At 69.9% G+C, this 13,911-nt stretch carries 16 protein-coding genes; 9 read left to right on the forward strand and 7 right to left on the reverse strand.

The genetic code is table 11. The features are described 5' to 3' along the window. Nucleotides 1-13: 13 nt before the first annotated feature. Nucleotides 14-652, reverse strand: a complete 639-nt coding sequence (locus tag AB0I22_RS12575; RefSeq protein ID WP_363130721.1) for a TetR/AcrR family transcriptional regulator — start codon at nucleotides 650-652, stop codon at nucleotides 14-16. 117 nt (nucleotides 653-769) lie between these two features. Beyond that, entirely contained in the window at nucleotides 770-3,046 is a 2,277-nt protein-coding gene (locus AB0I22_RS12580; RefSeq protein ID WP_363130722.1) for a transglycosylase domain-containing protein, read from the reverse strand. 352 nt (nucleotides 3,047-3,398) lie between these two features. Between AB0I22_RS12580 and AB0I22_RS12585 the strand changes: the two genes are divergently transcribed. The 6 genes from AB0I22_RS12585 to AB0I22_RS12610 all read left to right on the forward strand — a co-directional run bounded on the left by AB0I22_RS12585 (nucleotide 3,399) and on the right by AB0I22_RS12610 (nucleotide 7,504). After that, nucleotides 3,399-4,199, forward strand: coding sequence for an ABC-2 family transporter protein (locus tag AB0I22_RS12585; RefSeq protein WP_363130896.1), 801 nt, complete (start codon nucleotides 3,399-3,401; stop codon nucleotides 4,197-4,199). Nucleotides 4,200-4,230: 31 nt separating this feature from the next. Continuing rightward, nucleotides 4,231-4,995, forward strand: coding sequence for an ABC transporter permease (locus AB0I22_RS12590; protein WP_363130897.1), 765 nt, complete (start codon nucleotides 4,231-4,233; stop codon nucleotides 4,993-4,995). 15 nt (nucleotides 4,996-5,010) lie between these two features. Further along, complete coding sequence (locus AB0I22_RS12595; RefSeq protein WP_363130723.1) at nucleotides 5,011-6,000, forward strand: ATP-binding cassette domain-containing protein; 990 nt, start codon at nucleotides 5,011-5,013, stop codon at nucleotides 5,998-6,000. 312 nt (nucleotides 6,001-6,312) lie between these two features. Continuing rightward, the gene (locus tag AB0I22_RS12600; RefSeq protein ID WP_363130724.1) at nucleotides 6,313-6,864 is read left to right on the forward strand and encodes a helix-turn-helix domain-containing protein; all 552 of its coding nucleotides are present in this window, start codon (nucleotides 6,313-6,315) and stop codon (nucleotides 6,862-6,864) included. Next, on the forward strand, nucleotides 6,828-7,292 hold the full coding sequence (locus AB0I22_RS12605) for a transposase (protein ID WP_363130725.1): 465 nt from the start codon (nucleotides 6,828-6,830) through the stop codon (nucleotides 7,290-7,292). The genes AB0I22_RS12600 and AB0I22_RS12605 overlap by 37 nt, the downstream gene beginning before the upstream one ends. Next, nucleotides 7,253-7,504, forward strand: coding sequence for a transposase (locus AB0I22_RS12610; RefSeq protein ID WP_363130726.1), 252 nt, complete (start codon nucleotides 7,253-7,255; stop codon nucleotides 7,502-7,504). Before AB0I22_RS12605 ends, AB0I22_RS12610 begins: the two co-directional genes overlap by 40 nt. On the opposite strand, the gene AB0I22_RS12615 is transcribed toward AB0I22_RS12610, so the two are convergent. From AB0I22_RS12615 to AB0I22_RS12630, 4 genes are all read right to left on the reverse strand, one after another. Beyond that, entirely contained in the window at nucleotides 7,473-8,039 is a 567-nt protein-coding gene (locus AB0I22_RS12615; protein WP_363130727.1) for a hypothetical protein, read from the reverse strand. The genes AB0I22_RS12610 and AB0I22_RS12615 overlap by 32 nt on opposite strands. A 1,118-nt stretch (nucleotides 8,040-9,157) precedes the next feature. Then, nucleotides 9,158-9,367 carry a DUF397 domain-containing protein gene (locus AB0I22_RS12620; protein WP_363130898.1) on the reverse strand — a complete coding sequence of 70 codons (210 nt, stop codon included), beginning with the start codon at nucleotides 9,365-9,367 and terminating at the stop codon, nucleotides 9,158-9,160. A gap of 64 nt (nucleotides 9,368-9,431) precedes the next feature. Further along, nucleotides 9,432-9,644, reverse strand: a complete 213-nt coding sequence (locus AB0I22_RS12625; RefSeq protein WP_363130728.1) for a DUF397 domain-containing protein — start codon at nucleotides 9,642-9,644, stop codon at nucleotides 9,432-9,434. Between the two features lie 2 nt (nucleotides 9,645-9,646). Beyond that, on the reverse strand, nucleotides 9,647-10,525 hold the full coding sequence (locus AB0I22_RS12630) for a helix-turn-helix transcriptional regulator (protein WP_363130899.1): 879 nt from the start codon (nucleotides 10,523-10,525) through the stop codon (nucleotides 9,647-9,649). Nucleotides 10,526-10,739: 214 nt separating this feature from the next. Here AB0I22_RS12630 and AB0I22_RS12635 point away from each other — a divergent pair, with 214 nt between their 5' ends. From AB0I22_RS12635 to AB0I22_RS12645, 3 genes are all read left to right on the forward strand, one after another. After that, on the forward strand, nucleotides 10,740-11,054 hold the full coding sequence (locus AB0I22_RS12635) for a recombinase family protein (protein WP_363130729.1): 315 nt from the start codon (nucleotides 10,740-10,742) through the stop codon (nucleotides 11,052-11,054). After that, the gene (locus AB0I22_RS12640) at nucleotides 11,051-11,632 is read left to right on the forward strand and encodes an ATP-binding protein (protein ID WP_363130730.1); all 582 of its coding nucleotides are present in this window, start codon (nucleotides 11,051-11,053) and stop codon (nucleotides 11,630-11,632) included. The genes AB0I22_RS12635 and AB0I22_RS12640 overlap by 4 nt, the downstream gene beginning before the upstream one ends. Before the next feature lie 232 nt (nucleotides 11,633-11,864). After that, nucleotides 11,865-12,518, forward strand: a complete 654-nt coding sequence (locus tag AB0I22_RS12645) for a DUF1707 domain-containing protein (protein WP_363130900.1) — start codon at nucleotides 11,865-11,867, stop codon at nucleotides 12,516-12,518. A 27-nt stretch (nucleotides 12,519-12,545) separates the two neighbouring features. On the opposite strand, the gene AB0I22_RS12650 is transcribed toward AB0I22_RS12645, so the two are convergent. Then, nucleotides 12,546-13,868 (reverse strand): SGNH/GDSL hydrolase family protein, encoded by a 1,323-nt coding sequence (locus AB0I22_RS12650; protein WP_363130731.1) that lies wholly within the window; start codon nucleotides 13,866-13,868, stop codon nucleotides 12,546-12,548. Between the last annotated feature and the right edge of the window lie 43 nt (nucleotides 13,869-13,911).

Raw genomic sequence — 13,911 nt, forward strand, 5'->3', positions numbered from 1 at the left:
AGCCGCCGGGCGGTCAGGAGGCCGGCAGGTCGTCCAGCTCGGAGGCGAAGAGCACGGCGGGGTCGATGTCCATGCCGGTGAAGTGGCCGGCCAGTTCCAGGGACAGGACGCCGTGCAGCCGGGTCCAGGTCTTCATCGCCCGGCTCAGCGCCGCGGGCGGCGCGGGGTGTCCGGTCGCCCATCGGCGGTGTCCCGCGAGGTGTGTGTCGAGGGCCGTCGCGGGGCGGTCCGGGGGGGTGCCGCAGGCGTCGAGGATGGCCCTCATGATCTCGTCCGCGATCGCGGTGACGTCGTCGGGCGCCTGGTAGCCGGGTACGGGGGTGCCGTAGATGAGGAAGTAGCGCTGGGGGTCGGCGAGGGCCCAGTCGCGCAGGGTGTGTGCCAGCGCGGCGAGGCCGGCGCCGTCCTCGGCGGCGCCGACGGCGTCGGCGAGGCTGCGGTACGCGTCCCGGATGAGGGCGGTGATCAGTTCGTCGCGGCCGGCGAAGTACCGGTAGAGCGCGGGGCCGCTCATGCCCATCTGCTTGGCGATCGCGTTCAGGGACAGGCCGGAGGCTCCCGAGGCGGCGATCTGCTGCCAGGCGTGGTCCTTGATCTCCGTACGTACTTGGTCCCGGTACCGCTCACGGGGGCTCGCCTTGGCTGCGGCCATCACCCACCACGCTCCCTCTGCTGCGTTTCCCTTGGGTGACAACCTATCGCCATAGGGAGAGTGTGCAGCGCGGCCGCCCCTACGGATGGACGCCGCCCCTACGGATGGACGCCGTCCCTAGGGAGAGAACAGGGAGTCCTCGTTGCCGAACGCGCCGCCGTCCTCCTCGGGGCCGGAGGTCTCGGCCGGCGGGGTGGGGACGCGGGTCGGCTGGGTCGGGCGCTGGGTGGGCGGGGTCTTGGAGGTCGGCGGCGCGCTGGGGGTGGTGGGGTCGGAGGAGGTCGGGGGGCCGCTGGTGGCGGTGGGTTCGTCGGAGGCCGAGGAGGAGGCGGGCGGCTCGGAGGGGGTGGACGGCTCGTCGGAGGGGGCCTCTTCGCCGCTCTCCAGGTCCAGGTCGAACTCCTCGGCGGGCTTGCCCTCCAGCGCGGCGGCGGTGTACGCGGCCCAGATCTGGGCGGGCGGGCCGCCGCCGTTCATGCGGGGCTGGCCGGCCGCCCCGTACAGCGGTTTCTGTACGGCGCTGTCGGGGTCCTGGCCCATGACCGCGACGACGGTGGCGAGGTCGGGGGTGTACCCCGCGAACCAGGCGGCCTTGTCGTCGTCCGCGGTGCCGGTCTTGCCCGCGGCGGGCCGCCCGGCGGCCTGGGCGGCGAAGCCGGTGCCGTTGTCGACGACGCTCCGCAGGATCGAGGTGGTGGTGTCGGCGGCGTCGCGCGGCACGGCTCGCTTCTTCTCCCGGCCGGGCAGGTCGACTTCCTCGGAGCCCTTGGCGGCCTTGGTGACCATCGTGTACGTGCCGTGCTCGCCGTGGCCCGCGAGGGTCGCGTACGCCTGGGTCATGTCGAGGACGCTGGCGGTGGCGACGCCGAGGGCCATGGAGGGGAAGGCGTTGAGGTTGGGGGTCTTCTTGGGCAGGCCGAGGGCGGTGGCGGTGTCCTTGACCTTCTGGGTGCCGACGTCCTCGGCCATCTGGGCGTAGACGGCGTTGACGGACTTGTCCATGGCCTTGGTGGCGGTGACCCGGCCGTAGGAGACGTCGTCCTCGTTGGGCGGCGCGAAGCCGACGGGGCCGTTGGGGCCCTGCACGGGGCGGCGGTTGGTGCCGTCGTAGGCGGTCTTGGGGGTGATGGCGCGGCCGTCCTGGGTGGTGGAGTCGTTCTGCACGGCGGAGGCGAAGATGAACGGCTTGAACGTCGAGCCGACCTGGTAGTCGCGGCGGGTCGCGTTGTTCACGTACTGCTTGGTGTAGTCGACGCCGCCGTAGAGGGCGACGACCTTGCCGGTCGCCGGGTCGATGGACGCGCCGCCGGCCCGTACGTACGAGTCGACCTTGCGGGAGTCGCTGAGCTTGTCCATCAGCTGCTCGCGGACCGCGGTGACGAAGGCGTTCTGGCGCTTCTTGTCGATGGTGGTGGTGATGCGGTAGCCGCCGGACGCCAGGGTCTGCTCGTCGATGAGCTTGTTGCTGGTGAGGTACGCCTTGACGGCCTCGACGAGGTAGCCGCGCTGGCCGGACATGCCGGCGGCGGGCTTGGCCTTGCCGGGGGTCGGGAACTTCATGGCGGCCCGCTCGGAGCTGCCCAGCCACTTCTCCTTGACCATGCCGTCGAGCACGTAGTTCCAGCGGTTCACGGCCCGCCGCTTGTTCTCGGGGTGGGCGGAGATGTCGTAGGCGCTGGGCGCGTTGAGGAGCGTGGCCAGGTAGGCGGCCTGCGCGGTGTCGAGGTCGTCGACGTCCTTGCTGAAGTACGCCTGGGCGGCGGCCTGGATGCCGTAGGCGTTCCGGCCGAAGTAACTGGTGTTCAGATACCCCTGGAGGATGTCGTCCTTGCTCTCCTCGCGGTCGAGTTTGATCGCGATGAAGAACTCCTTCGCCTTCCGGCTGAGGGTCTGCTCCTGGCCCAGGTAGTAGTTCTTGACGTACTGCTGGGTGATGGTGGAGCCGGACTGCTTGCCCTTGCCGAGGACGGTGTTCCACGCGGCCCGCAGCATCGCGCCGGGGTTGACGGCCGACTCGGAGTAGAAGCCGCGGTCCTCGGCGGCGAGCGCCGCGTGCTGCACGGTCTTGGGGACCTTGCTGAGCGGTACGTTCTCGCGGTTGACGACGCCGTCGCGGGCGAGCTGCGAGCCGTCCGCGTAGAGGAAGACGTTGCTCTGCGCGACGGCGGCGTCGTTCGGCTTGGGGATGTCGACCAGCAGGTATCCGGCGATCAGGCCGCCCGCGACGAGCAGCACGATCAGGAGGAAGCCGCCGAGGAGCATGCGCCAGGTGGGCACGAGGCGGCGCCAGCCGGTGCGCTTGGGGCGGCGCCTGCCCGCCGCCTTGGCCGGCCAGCCGTCCCGCGTGGCGGGGCCGTCGCCGGGCTGCTGCTGCTCTGGCTGCTGGTCGCTCATGTGTGTGGGGACTCCTCGGCCGCCGCCGGGGCGCGGCCCGGCGAGACGGGGTTGTGGCGGGCGGTTCCCATATGTCTGTTACGCCCCGTAAAAGACTCTCGCACCATGCGTTCCGTGGAAAGGGGACGGCTCGCACCTGTGACACCTCTGTAACGAGCCGTTCAGCCCCGGCTGTCCACTCCAACGAGTGAAAAATGTGTGGCATCGGCCGCGATCATGTGGCTAGGCTCTGGCCTTTTGCCGCCGAAACCCGCGCTGAGCGGGCACGGAGCCGGCACGGCGGCGAACAGCCGCCCGGGAGACGGCTGTACGGAGCATCCAGCGGATGCCGGGAGAACGAGGGGAGCGCGCGATGCGGCTGTACGCAGCCGTCGCGGTGAACAGCTTCCGGCGCTACGCGACCTACCGGGTCGCCACCGCCGCGGGCGTCTTCACCAACACCGTATTCGGGTTCATCATCGCCTACACCTTCATCGCCCTCTGGAGCGAACGGCCCCACCTCGGCGGCTACGACCAGTCGCAGGCCCTCACTTTCGTCTGGGTCAGCCAGGCGCTGCTCGCCGCGTGCGCACTGCTCGGCGGCGGCTTCCAGGAGGAGCTCCAGGAGCGCATCCGCTCCGGGGACATCGCCGTCGACCTCTACCGGCCCGTCGACCTCCAGCTGTGGTGGCTCGCGAGCGAACTGGGCCGGGCCGCCTTCCAGCTCCTCGGCCGGGGCGCCGTGCCGCTGGCCGTCGGCGTGCTCGCCTTCGACCTCGCCCTCCCCGCCGACCCGCTGACCTGGCTGGCCTTCCTCCTCGCCGTCTTCCTCGGCATCGTCGTCGGCTTCGCCGTCCGCTACCTGGTGGCCCTGTGCTCCTTCTGGCTGCTCGACGGCGCCGGCGTCAGCCTGATCGCCGGGCTGGCCTCGACCTTCTTCTCCGGCGTGCTGCTGCCGCTCAACGCCTTCCCCGGCGGCTTCGGGGAGTTCGTACGGACGCTGCCCTGGGCCGCGATGCTCCAAGTGCCCGTGGACGTACTGCTCGGCCAGGCCACCGGCGCGCGGCTGCTGGCGGCGCTGGCGTTCCAGGCGGGCTGGGCGGTCGTGCTGCTCGGGGCCGGCCGGGCCCTCCAGGCGCTCGCCACCTCGAAGGCGGTGGTCCAGGGTGGTTGACGGACTCCGGGCGTACGGCCTGATCGTCGCGATGTGGGTCCGCTCGACGATGGCCTACCGCGCGTCCTTCCTGATGACGACCGTCGGCAACTTCCTCGGCAGCGGCCTCGACTTCGTCTCGATCCTCCTGATGTTCTCCCACATCGAGGCGCTCGGCGGCTTCACGCTGGCGGAGGTCGCGCTGCTGTACGGGGCGACGAGCACCTCGCTCGGCCTCGCCGACCTCTTCCTCGGCTCCATGGACCGGATCGGCCAGCGAGTGCGCGACGGCACCTTCGACACCCTGCTGGTCCGCCCCGTACCGGTCTTCGCGCAGGTCGCCGCCGACCGCTTCGCGCTGCGCCGGCTCGGCCGGATCACCCAGGGCGCGCTCGTACTGGGCCTGGGGCTGGCCGGCGCGGACGTGGTGTGGACGCCGCTGAACGTGCTGCTCATCCCGGTGATGCTGGTCAGCGGCGCGGTGATCTTCGGGTCGGTCTTCGTGGTCGGCGCGGCCTTCCAGTTCTGGGCGACCGAGGCCGCCGAGGTGCAGAACTCCTTCACCTACGGCGGCAACACGCTCCTCCAGTACCCGCCCACGGTCTTCGCCAAGGACCTGGTGCGCGGCGTGACGTTCGTCGTGCCGCTCGCCTTCGTCAACTGGCTCCCCGCGCTGCGGCTGCTGGGCCGCGAGGACCCGCTGCACCTGCCCGGCTGGGTGGGCCTGTGCGGGCCGCTGGTCGCGGCGGCGATGGCCGCGCTCGCCGGGCTGGCGTGGCGGACCGGCCTCAGAAGCTATCGGAGCACGGGAAGTTGAGAGTGGAGTCGCACGATGTACGAGAGCGATAACGATGGCGATCCCGAGCGGTTCATCGAGCTGGACGGCGTGGAGAAGGTCTTCGACGTCCGGCGCAAGGCCGGGCCGCTGCGCCGCGAGAAGCATCGGGTACGGGCCGTGGACGGCATCAGCTTCACCGTGCCGCGCGGCCAGATGGTCGGCTACATCGGGCCCAACGGGGCCGGGAAGTCCACCACCATCAAGATGCTGACGGGCATCCTGGTGCCCAGCGGCGGCCGGCTGCGCGTCGCGGGCATCGACCCCTCGCGCGAGCGCACCCGGCTCGCGCGCCGCATCGGCGTGGTCTTCGGGCAGCGCACCACCCTGTGGTGGGACCTGCCGCTGCGCGACTCGTACCGGCTGGTGCACCGTATGTACAAGATCCCCGACGCCCGGTACCGGGAGAACCTCGACCGCTGCGTCGAACTCCTCGACCTCGGCGACCTGCTGGACGTGCCCGTACGGCAGCTCTCGCTGGGCCAGCGGATGCGCGGCGACATCGCCGCCGCGCTGCTGCACGACCCGGAGGTGCTCTACCTCGACGAACCGACCATCGGCCTCGACGTGGTCAGCAAGGCCAAGGTCCGGGAATTCCTGCGCGACGTGAACACCGAACAGGGCATGACGGTGCTGCTCACCACCCACGACCTCACCGACATCGAGCAGCTCTGCGAGCGCGTGATGGTCATCGACCACGGGCGGCTCGTGTACGACGGCGGGCTGAGCGGCCTGCACGCGGTGGGGGAGAGCGAGCGGACCCTGGTGGTGGATCTGGAGCGGGAGCTGCCGCCGATCGAGGACGTGCCGGGGGCTCGTACGGTCAGGGTGGAGGGGCCGCGGCAGTGGCTGGCGTTCGCGGCGACGAGCAGTGCGGCGCCGATCGTCGCGGCGGTCGCGGAGCGGTACCCGCTGGTGGACCTGTCGGTGCGGGAGCCGGACATCGAGGCCGTCATCGCGAAGATGTATGCGGAGCGGTCGGTTTAGTGGGCTTGAACTCGGGGTGTCGTAACTGCTGATAGGGGTAGGTCGCCGCGGTGCGCCGTCTATGTGAGGTGCATGAGGTACGCGCAGGGCGGCGGTCTGTCGGGCGAGTGCCGGTTTCGTCTTGGACCTTCCGAGTCCAGAGCGCCGCCAGTCGGGCGAGGTCGGGGCAAGGTTCCCTGGAGTGCTGCCGCGCTGAGCGGCGTTCGGCTCGGCCGGGTGCGGGTTTCGTCTCGGACCCTCCGGGTCCAAGTCGCTAAGCGGTCTGGGTGAAGTGGGCTGCGGGGTGGGTAGGCGTCTTGTGGGAGGGACGTCATGCCGAAGGACCTCCGCCTGGACCTGACTGAGGATCAGCGCCGTGGCGTGCGTGCGATGCTGGCACGGCGGGATCCGACCCGTCACACCCGGCTTCGCGCGGAGTGCATCCGCCTGCTCGACCGGGGCAGGTCTGTGACCGAGGTCGCCGACCTGCTGGAGTGCCACCCGGTCACCGTCCGCGCCGCGGTCCACCGCTTCAAGAAGGGCGGGCCGGCCGAGCTGCCGGATGCCAGTCGGCCGGGCCGCCCCGCCACGATCCTGGGTCCAGACGATCGTGTCGCGCTGGCCGGGTCGCTGGACGCCTCCGCCGCGGCGGGAGTCACCTGGACGGCCCCCGCCCTGCGCGACTGGCTCCGCGAACAGCGTGGGGTGGAGATCTCCGTGTACTGGCTGTGGGAGATGCTGCGCCGCGACGGCTGCTTCCGCTGGAAACGTACCCGCGACAGTCTCCGGCACCTGGCCGACCCCGTCCTTCAGCAGGCCGCTCGGGCCCGCCCGAAGGACTTGCGGCCTTGCGGCAGGACGCTGATGCCGGACGACGCGACTTGATCTTCCTGGACGAGTCCGGGTTCACCCCGACCATGCCCACGGGCTATACCTGGTCCCGGATCGGGCAGCGGGCGGTGGTCCCGCGCGAGGACACCAAGAACCGGCGGATCAACGTGCTCGGCGCCCAAATCAGCGGCACCGTGCCGGACCTGCTCCGGCAGCGCACCTGCGGGAAGGTCGACGGAGCTGTGCTGCTGGAGTTCGTCTGCACGTCTATCGCTGGGCTGCCCGGCGGGGCCAACGCCCTGGAGCTGGCCGCCGACGGCCTCGGCGTTGAGGCGATACCGGTCTGGGAACGGGCCCGGCCGTGCACGGTGGTGCTGGACAACGCCTCCGCGCACACGGCCAGGGCGGTCAAGGGACGGTGGCAACAGCCGGCGAAGACGGGGTGGAGCTGTTCTATCTTCCGCCACGTAGTCCGGAGCTGAACGACATCGAGCTCGTGTGGCGCCACGCGAAGCACCGGGACTACCCGCAACGCGCCCAGCCGAGCACCGAGGCCCTGGGGCAGGCCATAGACAGGGCGATGCTGCGGCAACGTGACAGGATCCGGGGCACGGCACTGGCCTGTGCCCAGACTGCACGACAGCCCAGGTCGCCCCAACTGTTCAGTGGTGTCCCCATACTTCGCCCGGGATGACGTCGTCCAGGGTGTAGACGATGCGGTCGTCGGGGTTGGCGAAGACCGCCCGGGTCAGCAACATGTCGCCGGCGCGCTGGACGCCGGGCATGAATCCGAGTTCCTGGTTGGCGATGTCTCCCTGGGGTGTGAACGTGAAGCCCATGTCCCGTTCCGCCAGGTAGGTACCGAGTTCGTTCATGAGCTGCGAGGGGATGCGACCGATCAGCCCCATCCCGTCGAACGAGACCTGCGGGCCCGACAGTCCGTCGACGACGATGCAGGTCAGTCCGACGCCCTCCACGTAGTACGCGGTCACGTCCGTCTGGTACGGCTCACGCTCCTGCGTCTTGCGGAACTCCGCCTTGTGCTGGCTGCGTTGGCTGTTCCACGGGTGCATCTCGACAAGGTCGCCAGTGAAGCCCGCTGCCGTCATCCGCGTGGCGGCCTCGCTGGGACTCATGCCGAACTGGAGCGGCCCCACCGTCGTGAGTGGGGTGTACTCCCACTGATCCCGGTCGGTGTCCCCGACGACGGTCCACAGGTCCGCGTACATGCGCTGTTCTCTTCTCTCCTTGTCACGGCCGTCCGACAGGTTCCGGCGGCACTGGGATACAACCCTATGAGCGGGCACCGACACTCCCCTTCCGCGCACTCTGCTCAGCGCCTCCCCCTGCACATCCTGGAGCGAGCGATGACTTGCATTGCCGGGGCCTGGGCCACTCATCTGAAGAGTCGAAGGATCAACACCTGACTTCGCCGTATCCGCTTAGCAGCGGGAGGGAGGGGGGGCGGGGCGGCTGCCGGTTCACTGACTGCCGGGCGAGTTCGCAGCTGAGGTCAGGACTGGCTCCGCTGCTGGCTGCTGCCGCGAAGCGGTTGTTGCCCGTTGGTCGGGTGCGGGTGCGTCTGGAGCCTGCGGCCCACGGCAGCCGAAGGGGGAAGGCGCGCTGCGCTGCGCCCGGGGGTGCTGGCCGTTCGGGGTGCGGTTTCCGCCCGTACGAGGAGGGCCCGCGGCTGGGGAAACTCCACTCTGACGCTGAGTGCGCCCGATATGCCCGACACGCTAGTTCCCACCTTCAACTGAGTGCCGTTACCGCCCGATTCCACATCCCATAAGGCGCTTTTGTCGGGTGACAACCGTACCCTACCTGCCGGTAGCCAGCTGCGGAGCGCAGCGGAGCCTCCTGCGGTCCCCACTATCGCCCCACCCGTCACTACAGGTGCTGCGGACCCGCAGGGTCCGAGACGCACCCGCACCCGACCAACCGGCAACGGCCACTTCGCGGCAGCAGCCAGCGGCGCAGCGCAGCGGAGCCAGCCTGAACCCCGGCCACGAGCCAGGCCGCAGGCAGCGCACCGACCCCAGGCCCGCCCCCTCCCCTCCCGCTGCCGGCGCTCTGGACCCGCAGGGTCCGAGACGAAACCCGCACCCACCCACTGGCAATACCGCCCCATCCACCAGCCGCCTGCGACACTGGCCCACCCCCCGGCGGCAGACAGCGAACCCACCCCAACCCCGTCGCCGCTCGCCCTGTGGACCCGCAGGGGCAACCCTCCCGACACCACACATTGATGAGCAGTAGTGACCTGCGGTCGGATCTTGCGTGCAAGCAGCGCCCGACCCCCTGAATGGGTCGGGCGCTGCTCTGTAGTCGGGATCTTGGTGGATGGCTACGGACGGACGAATTCCCCGTCCGACATGCCGCCCGCGAACGCGTCCCATTCGCCGGGGGTGAAGACGAGAGCGGGGCCGTTGCCGTTGTCCTTGCTGTCCCGCATGGCCACGCGGCCATCGCCGAGGAACGCGACCTCGACGCACTGGCCGTTGTTCTGGGAGCGACTGGACTTACGCCACACCGCGCCCGCGAGGTCTGAACTCATCATCGCGCAAACTCCTTTGCCGCTTGTCGAAGCATGTTCTGCGTGATCTTGGCGTCCAGGGCCGCTACGGGCGGATGAACTCCCCGTCCGACATGCCGCCCGCGAACGCGTCCCATTCGCCGGGGGTGAAGACGAGAGCGGGGCCGTTGCCGTTGTCCTTGCTGTCCCGCATGGCCACGCGGCCATCGTCGAGGAACGCTATCTCGACGCACTCGGCCTGGCCGTTGCTGCGGCGGCTCTTCCGCCAAACCGCGCCCGTCAGGTCGGAACTCTTCACTGTTACAGCTCCCTTATTGCTTGCAGGAGGAGACTCTGAGTGCCCTCGTGGTCGAGGGCAGAGCCCCAGGTCGCCTTGAACGCGGCGTCGTACCGATCAATCTCATGGGGCTTGTCGAGGTACAAAGCCCCGGTGAACCCGTCCACGTAGACCGTGGGCGGCTCGGTGTCCCGGCCGTCACCATTGGCCGGGAAGCGCATCATGACGAACGGCCCCGACATGAGACTGGCGTGCAAGCCAGCGCTGAACGGCACGACACGGATCGACAGGTTGTCGAGCTTGTTCAACTCCACCAGCCGCTTCAACTGGTCGCCCATCACCTTGGTTCCCCCGACGGGACGCCTGAGAACGGCCTCGTTGAGCGCGACTTCTACCGTCGGCGCTGCGGTGACCCTGGTGATGAGCGCTTGCCGGGCGATGCGCACGTGCACGCGCCGCTCGATCTCTTCATCAGGGACGCCGGGGTTGTCCTCGCGGATCAACGTCTCGGCGTAGTCGGCCGTCTGGAGCAGGCCGGGCACAAGCTCTGACGAATACCAAGAGAGGCTCTGAGCGGCTTCCTCCAGTCCGATGTAGAGATCGAATCCTTCAGGGATCACGTCGCCGTAGGAGTGCCACCAGCCACGGTTCTTCGTCTCCTTGGCGAGCCCCATGAGTCCCTGCGTCAACTCTTCTGGCGCGCCGTACACCTTGCACATGGCTTCAACGTCAAGGCTGCGCAGCGAGGTCTGTCCGGTCTCAATCCGCCAGATCTTTGGTTCTGACCACTCCAGCTTGCCCGCCGCCACGCGCACGGTAAGCCGCGCTTGATTGCGGAGGTCGCGCAGGTGCCGCCCGAGTTGCCTCCGAGGCACCGTCGAACCAGTCGTACTGCTGCTCACGCGCATCCCGCCTTCCTTCAATACGAGTGCGTCTTGCACTCGAAATGTAGTCGTCAGCTGCTCCGATACGCAATGTCGTATGGCTGTTCGAGGACTATAGAGCGGGTCTTTAAAAATGTAGTCTTGCGCAACGTAGTCTGACACTGCTTCACTCGGTAACGCAGGGCAGTGAACCGCAGCGCTGAGAGTGAGCGCGGGTAAGGGAGGGCAGGGCGTGAAGCAGCTGATGTTTGGCTATATGCGCGTACCAAGTGACATGTCTGACGAGGAGGTGAACCGGAGGCAGGCGGACATGACCGCGTACGCCGAGGTGGAGGGCTTCACCCTCGCGACCGTGTTCCACGAGTTGTTGGACGGACGGATCGACGCCTTCGGCGAGATGATCGATGCCATCCGGCACGCGGAAGCCCGTCACGTGATCGTTCCCTCTTACCGCGACCTGGCCCTCACCCGCGCCCTCCAGAACGCCATGATCCTGAACATCGAGCACGTATCCGCGCAGGTCGTGAGCTTGGACGAGAGCGCGTGAACCAGAGCCAGGGCGACGGAGAACCCTTCTACTTCTCCCAGCGCGCCCGCTTCATGGATCAGCTCAGCCTTGCTGCTGTCGGCTCGGCGGTGAGTATGTCCCGACACTTCATGAGGCTCACGCTCGGCAAGTGGCACGCCCGCTCCATCGAAGGGGACGCCACCCTCGTCGTCTCCGAGTTGGTCACGAACGCCGTGAAAGCGACCGGCGTTCTCGACCGCCGGCCAACGTGGCTGGAGCTGGAGACCATGAACCTCGTGACCGTGCGCTTGGTCGGCCTCGACGCCAGCGTCGTCATCGAGGTGTGGGATACGTCCAAGGAGATGCCCGTCCTCCAGAAGGCGGACGACGACACCGAAGGCGGGCGCGGTCTTCTGCTCGTCCAGGAGACGACGAAGTGCTGGGGCTCCTACCGCACGTCGCGGGGCAAGCTGGTCTGGGCTGAGATCACGGTGCCCGAGGCGACTCCTGCCGTGCTGCCGCACCGCCGTAGGGCGGAGCGCTCCGACGTAGGGCCGGCCGCGCGGGCTGATCCCTGGCTCTTACGCCGCGTGCTCGTCGGGCTCCAGGCCGTCTGACCAGCGCTCGCACCGGAAGAGATGAATGAAGACGATGGGCACCATCAAGACGTACCGCTTCCGCAACTAGAGGAACGGCCTTCCCTATCTGCGGAGCGGCAGGAAACACCCCGGCGATCGGAAGTCGCCGGGGTGTTCTTACATCGAGGCCGTCATCGCGAAGATGTATGCGGAGCGGTCGGCTTAGTGACCTACGGTCGATAGGCTGTCCGGTATGAGCGAACTCCCTGAGATGCGAGCCTCCGACGCCGAACGCGACCGCATCGCCGAGGCCCTGCGGGAAGCGCTCGCCGAGGGACGGCTGGACATGGAGGAGTTCGACCAGCGGCTCGGCGCGGCGTACAAGGCGCGTACGCACGGCGAGTTGGAGGTCCTCGTGCGCGACCTGCCGGAGCCCGGCCGGACGGCGGGCGCCGCTCGCAAGGCCCCGGCGCCCGGTGCGGACTCGGACTGGGCCGGGCGCATCGGCGGCCGGGCCACCTCCCGCTGGGGCGTCGCCGTGATGGGCGGCTTCCAGCGCGGCGGCCGCTGGACCGTGCCGCGCGTCTTCAGCTCCGTGGCGTTTTGGGGCGGCGGCCAGATCGATCTGCGCGAGGCGGACTTCGAGGACCGCGAGATCGTGATCCGCTGCTTCGCGATCATGGGTGGCATGGAGGTCGTCGTGCCGCCCGACGTCGAGGTGCACGTCAGCGGCGTCGGCATCATGGGCGGCTTCGACGACAAGGCCAGCGGCCCCGGCACGCCCGGCGCGCCGCGCGTCACCGTCACCGGCCTCGCCTTCTGGGGCGGCGTCGGCGTCAGGCGCAAGGAGCGCAAGGCGGCGCGGCAGGCGCGGCGCGAGGAGCGGCGCGTCGAGGGCGGAGAGCAGCGCAAGTCGCTGGAGTAGCGAGTAGCGGCGGTGGGGCGCCCGGCGTCAGAGGGTCGCCGCGGCTCCGCTCTTGAGGCGGCTCAGGTCCACCGCGCGGGCCATCGCGCGGTAGCCCTCGTCGCCGGGGTGCAGATGGTCGCCGGAGTCGTACCGCGGGTTGAGGCGCTTGGGGGCGGCCGGGTCGCGCAGCGCGCGGTCGAAGTCGATGACGCCGTCGTAGACGCGGCCCGCCCGGATCTCCGCGTTGACCGCCTCCCGTACGGCCTCCAGCCGCGGGTCGTAGCCGCGGTGGCCGCCGAACGGCATGAGGGTGGCGCCGTACACGGGCAGCCCGTGCGCGTGCGCCCGCGCGACCAGTTCCCGCAGGCCCGCCACGATCCGGCGGGGGTCCTTCTGCTGCGGCAGCCGCAGGATGTCGTTGACGCCGAGCTGCGAGACGACGGCCCGTACGCCCGTACGCGCGAAGACGTCGCGGTCGAGGCGGGAGAGGGCGCTGGGGTTGGCGGAGAGGCGGCCGTGCATGCCGCCGAGGAGCACGCGGTTGCCGCTGATGCCCGCGTTGAGCACGCCGTAGCGGGGCGCGTCCGGCTCGGTGCGCAGCCGGGAGGCGAGGAAGTCCGTCCAGCGGTGGTTGGCGCCGGCGGTGGAGGTCACGCCGTCGGTGATGGAGTCGCCGATGACGGCGAGCGCGCCCTGGGCGTCCTTGTTCCACACGTCGACGCCGGTGAGGTAGCGCCAGTACGGGCTTTGGCCGGTGTACGCGGCGCCCGCGCCGTCCTCGGCCCGGTCGCCGCGCGCCAGGTAGGAGGTCTGGCGGGCGTGCGGGTGGTAGGTGACCGGACCGGAGGGGGTCGGGGAGTAGGTGGTGACCAGCAGGTCCGCGGCGGAGGGCACGGCGAGCCGGACGGGGTCGCTGACGGCCGTGCGGCCGGCCGGGATGGTGACGCCGGTGCGGCCGCCGAAGGTGAGGCGGCGCATGGTGCCCGGCGCGGCGCCCGGGTCGCTGGGGGCGGCGGCCAGGGCCAGGGAGGCGTGGGTGATGGAGAGCGGCTGGGTGCCGTAGAGGTTGGAGAGCTGGATGCGGGCGCTGGTGCCGCTGATGCTGGTGTGCACCACGTTCCGGATCGACATGCCCGCGAAACCGCCGGCCGTACGGGGCTCGGCGGCCGACGCCGCCGTGCCCCAGGTGCCGACCCAGGAACTGGTCGAAGCGGGCGAGGCGGAGCCGCGGGACTCGGGCGGCGCGGCCCCCGGCCGGTCGCCGGTGCGGGCTCCGATGAAGATGGTGGCCGATATGAGGACCACCACGGCCGCCAGCGCGGCCAGCACGGCGTAGGCCGAGCCGCGGGGCATGGGGGGCCTGGACATGGGCGGACTCTCCTCGCAGGGGCGCAGTCGGTACGGGATCAGC

This window comes from Streptomyces sp. NPDC050610, from assembly GCF_040654875.1.
Lineage (GTDB): Bacteria > Actinomycetota > Actinomycetes > Streptomycetales > Streptomycetaceae > Streptomyces.

Bases quoted from the DNA above. Each gene is read 5' to 3' on its own strand.
- AB0I22_RS12580 (WP_363130722.1), bottom strand. From the start codon at position 3,046: ATGAGCGACCAGCAGCCAGAGCAGCAGCAGCCCGGCGACGGCCCCGCC.
- AB0I22_RS12645 (WP_363130900.1), top strand. From the start codon at position 11,865: ATGCGAGCCTCCGACGCCGAACGCGACCGCATCGCCGAGGCCCTGCGG.
- AB0I22_RS12595 (WP_363130723.1), top strand. From the start codon at position 5,011: ATGTACGAGAGCGATAACGATGGCGATCCCGAGCGGTTCATCGAGCTG.
- AB0I22_RS12585 (WP_363130896.1), top strand. From the start codon at position 3,399: ATGCGGCTGTACGCAGCCGTCGCGGTGAACAGCTTCCGGCGCTACGCG.
- AB0I22_RS12620 (WP_363130898.1), bottom strand. From the start codon at position 9,367: ATGAGTTCAGACCTCGCGGGCGCGGTGTGGCGTAAGTCCAGTCGCTCC.
- AB0I22_RS12600 (WP_363130724.1), top strand. From the start codon at position 6,313: ATGCCGAAGGACCTCCGCCTGGACCTGACTGAGGATCAGCGCCGTGGC.
- AB0I22_RS12615 (WP_363130727.1), bottom strand. From the start codon at position 8,039: ATGTACGCGGACCTGTGGACCGTCGTCGGGGACACCGACCGGGATCAG.
- AB0I22_RS12650 (WP_363130731.1), bottom strand. From the start codon at position 13,868: ATGTCCAGGCCCCCCATGCCCCGCGGCTCGGCCTACGCCGTGCTGGCC.
- AB0I22_RS12575 (WP_363130721.1), bottom strand. From the start codon at position 652: ATGGCCGCAGCCAAGGCGAGCCCCCGTGAGCGGTACCGGGACCAAGTA.
- AB0I22_RS12590 (WP_363130897.1), top strand. From the start codon at position 4,231: ATGTGGGTCCGCTCGACGATGGCCTACCGCGCGTCCTTCCTGATGACG.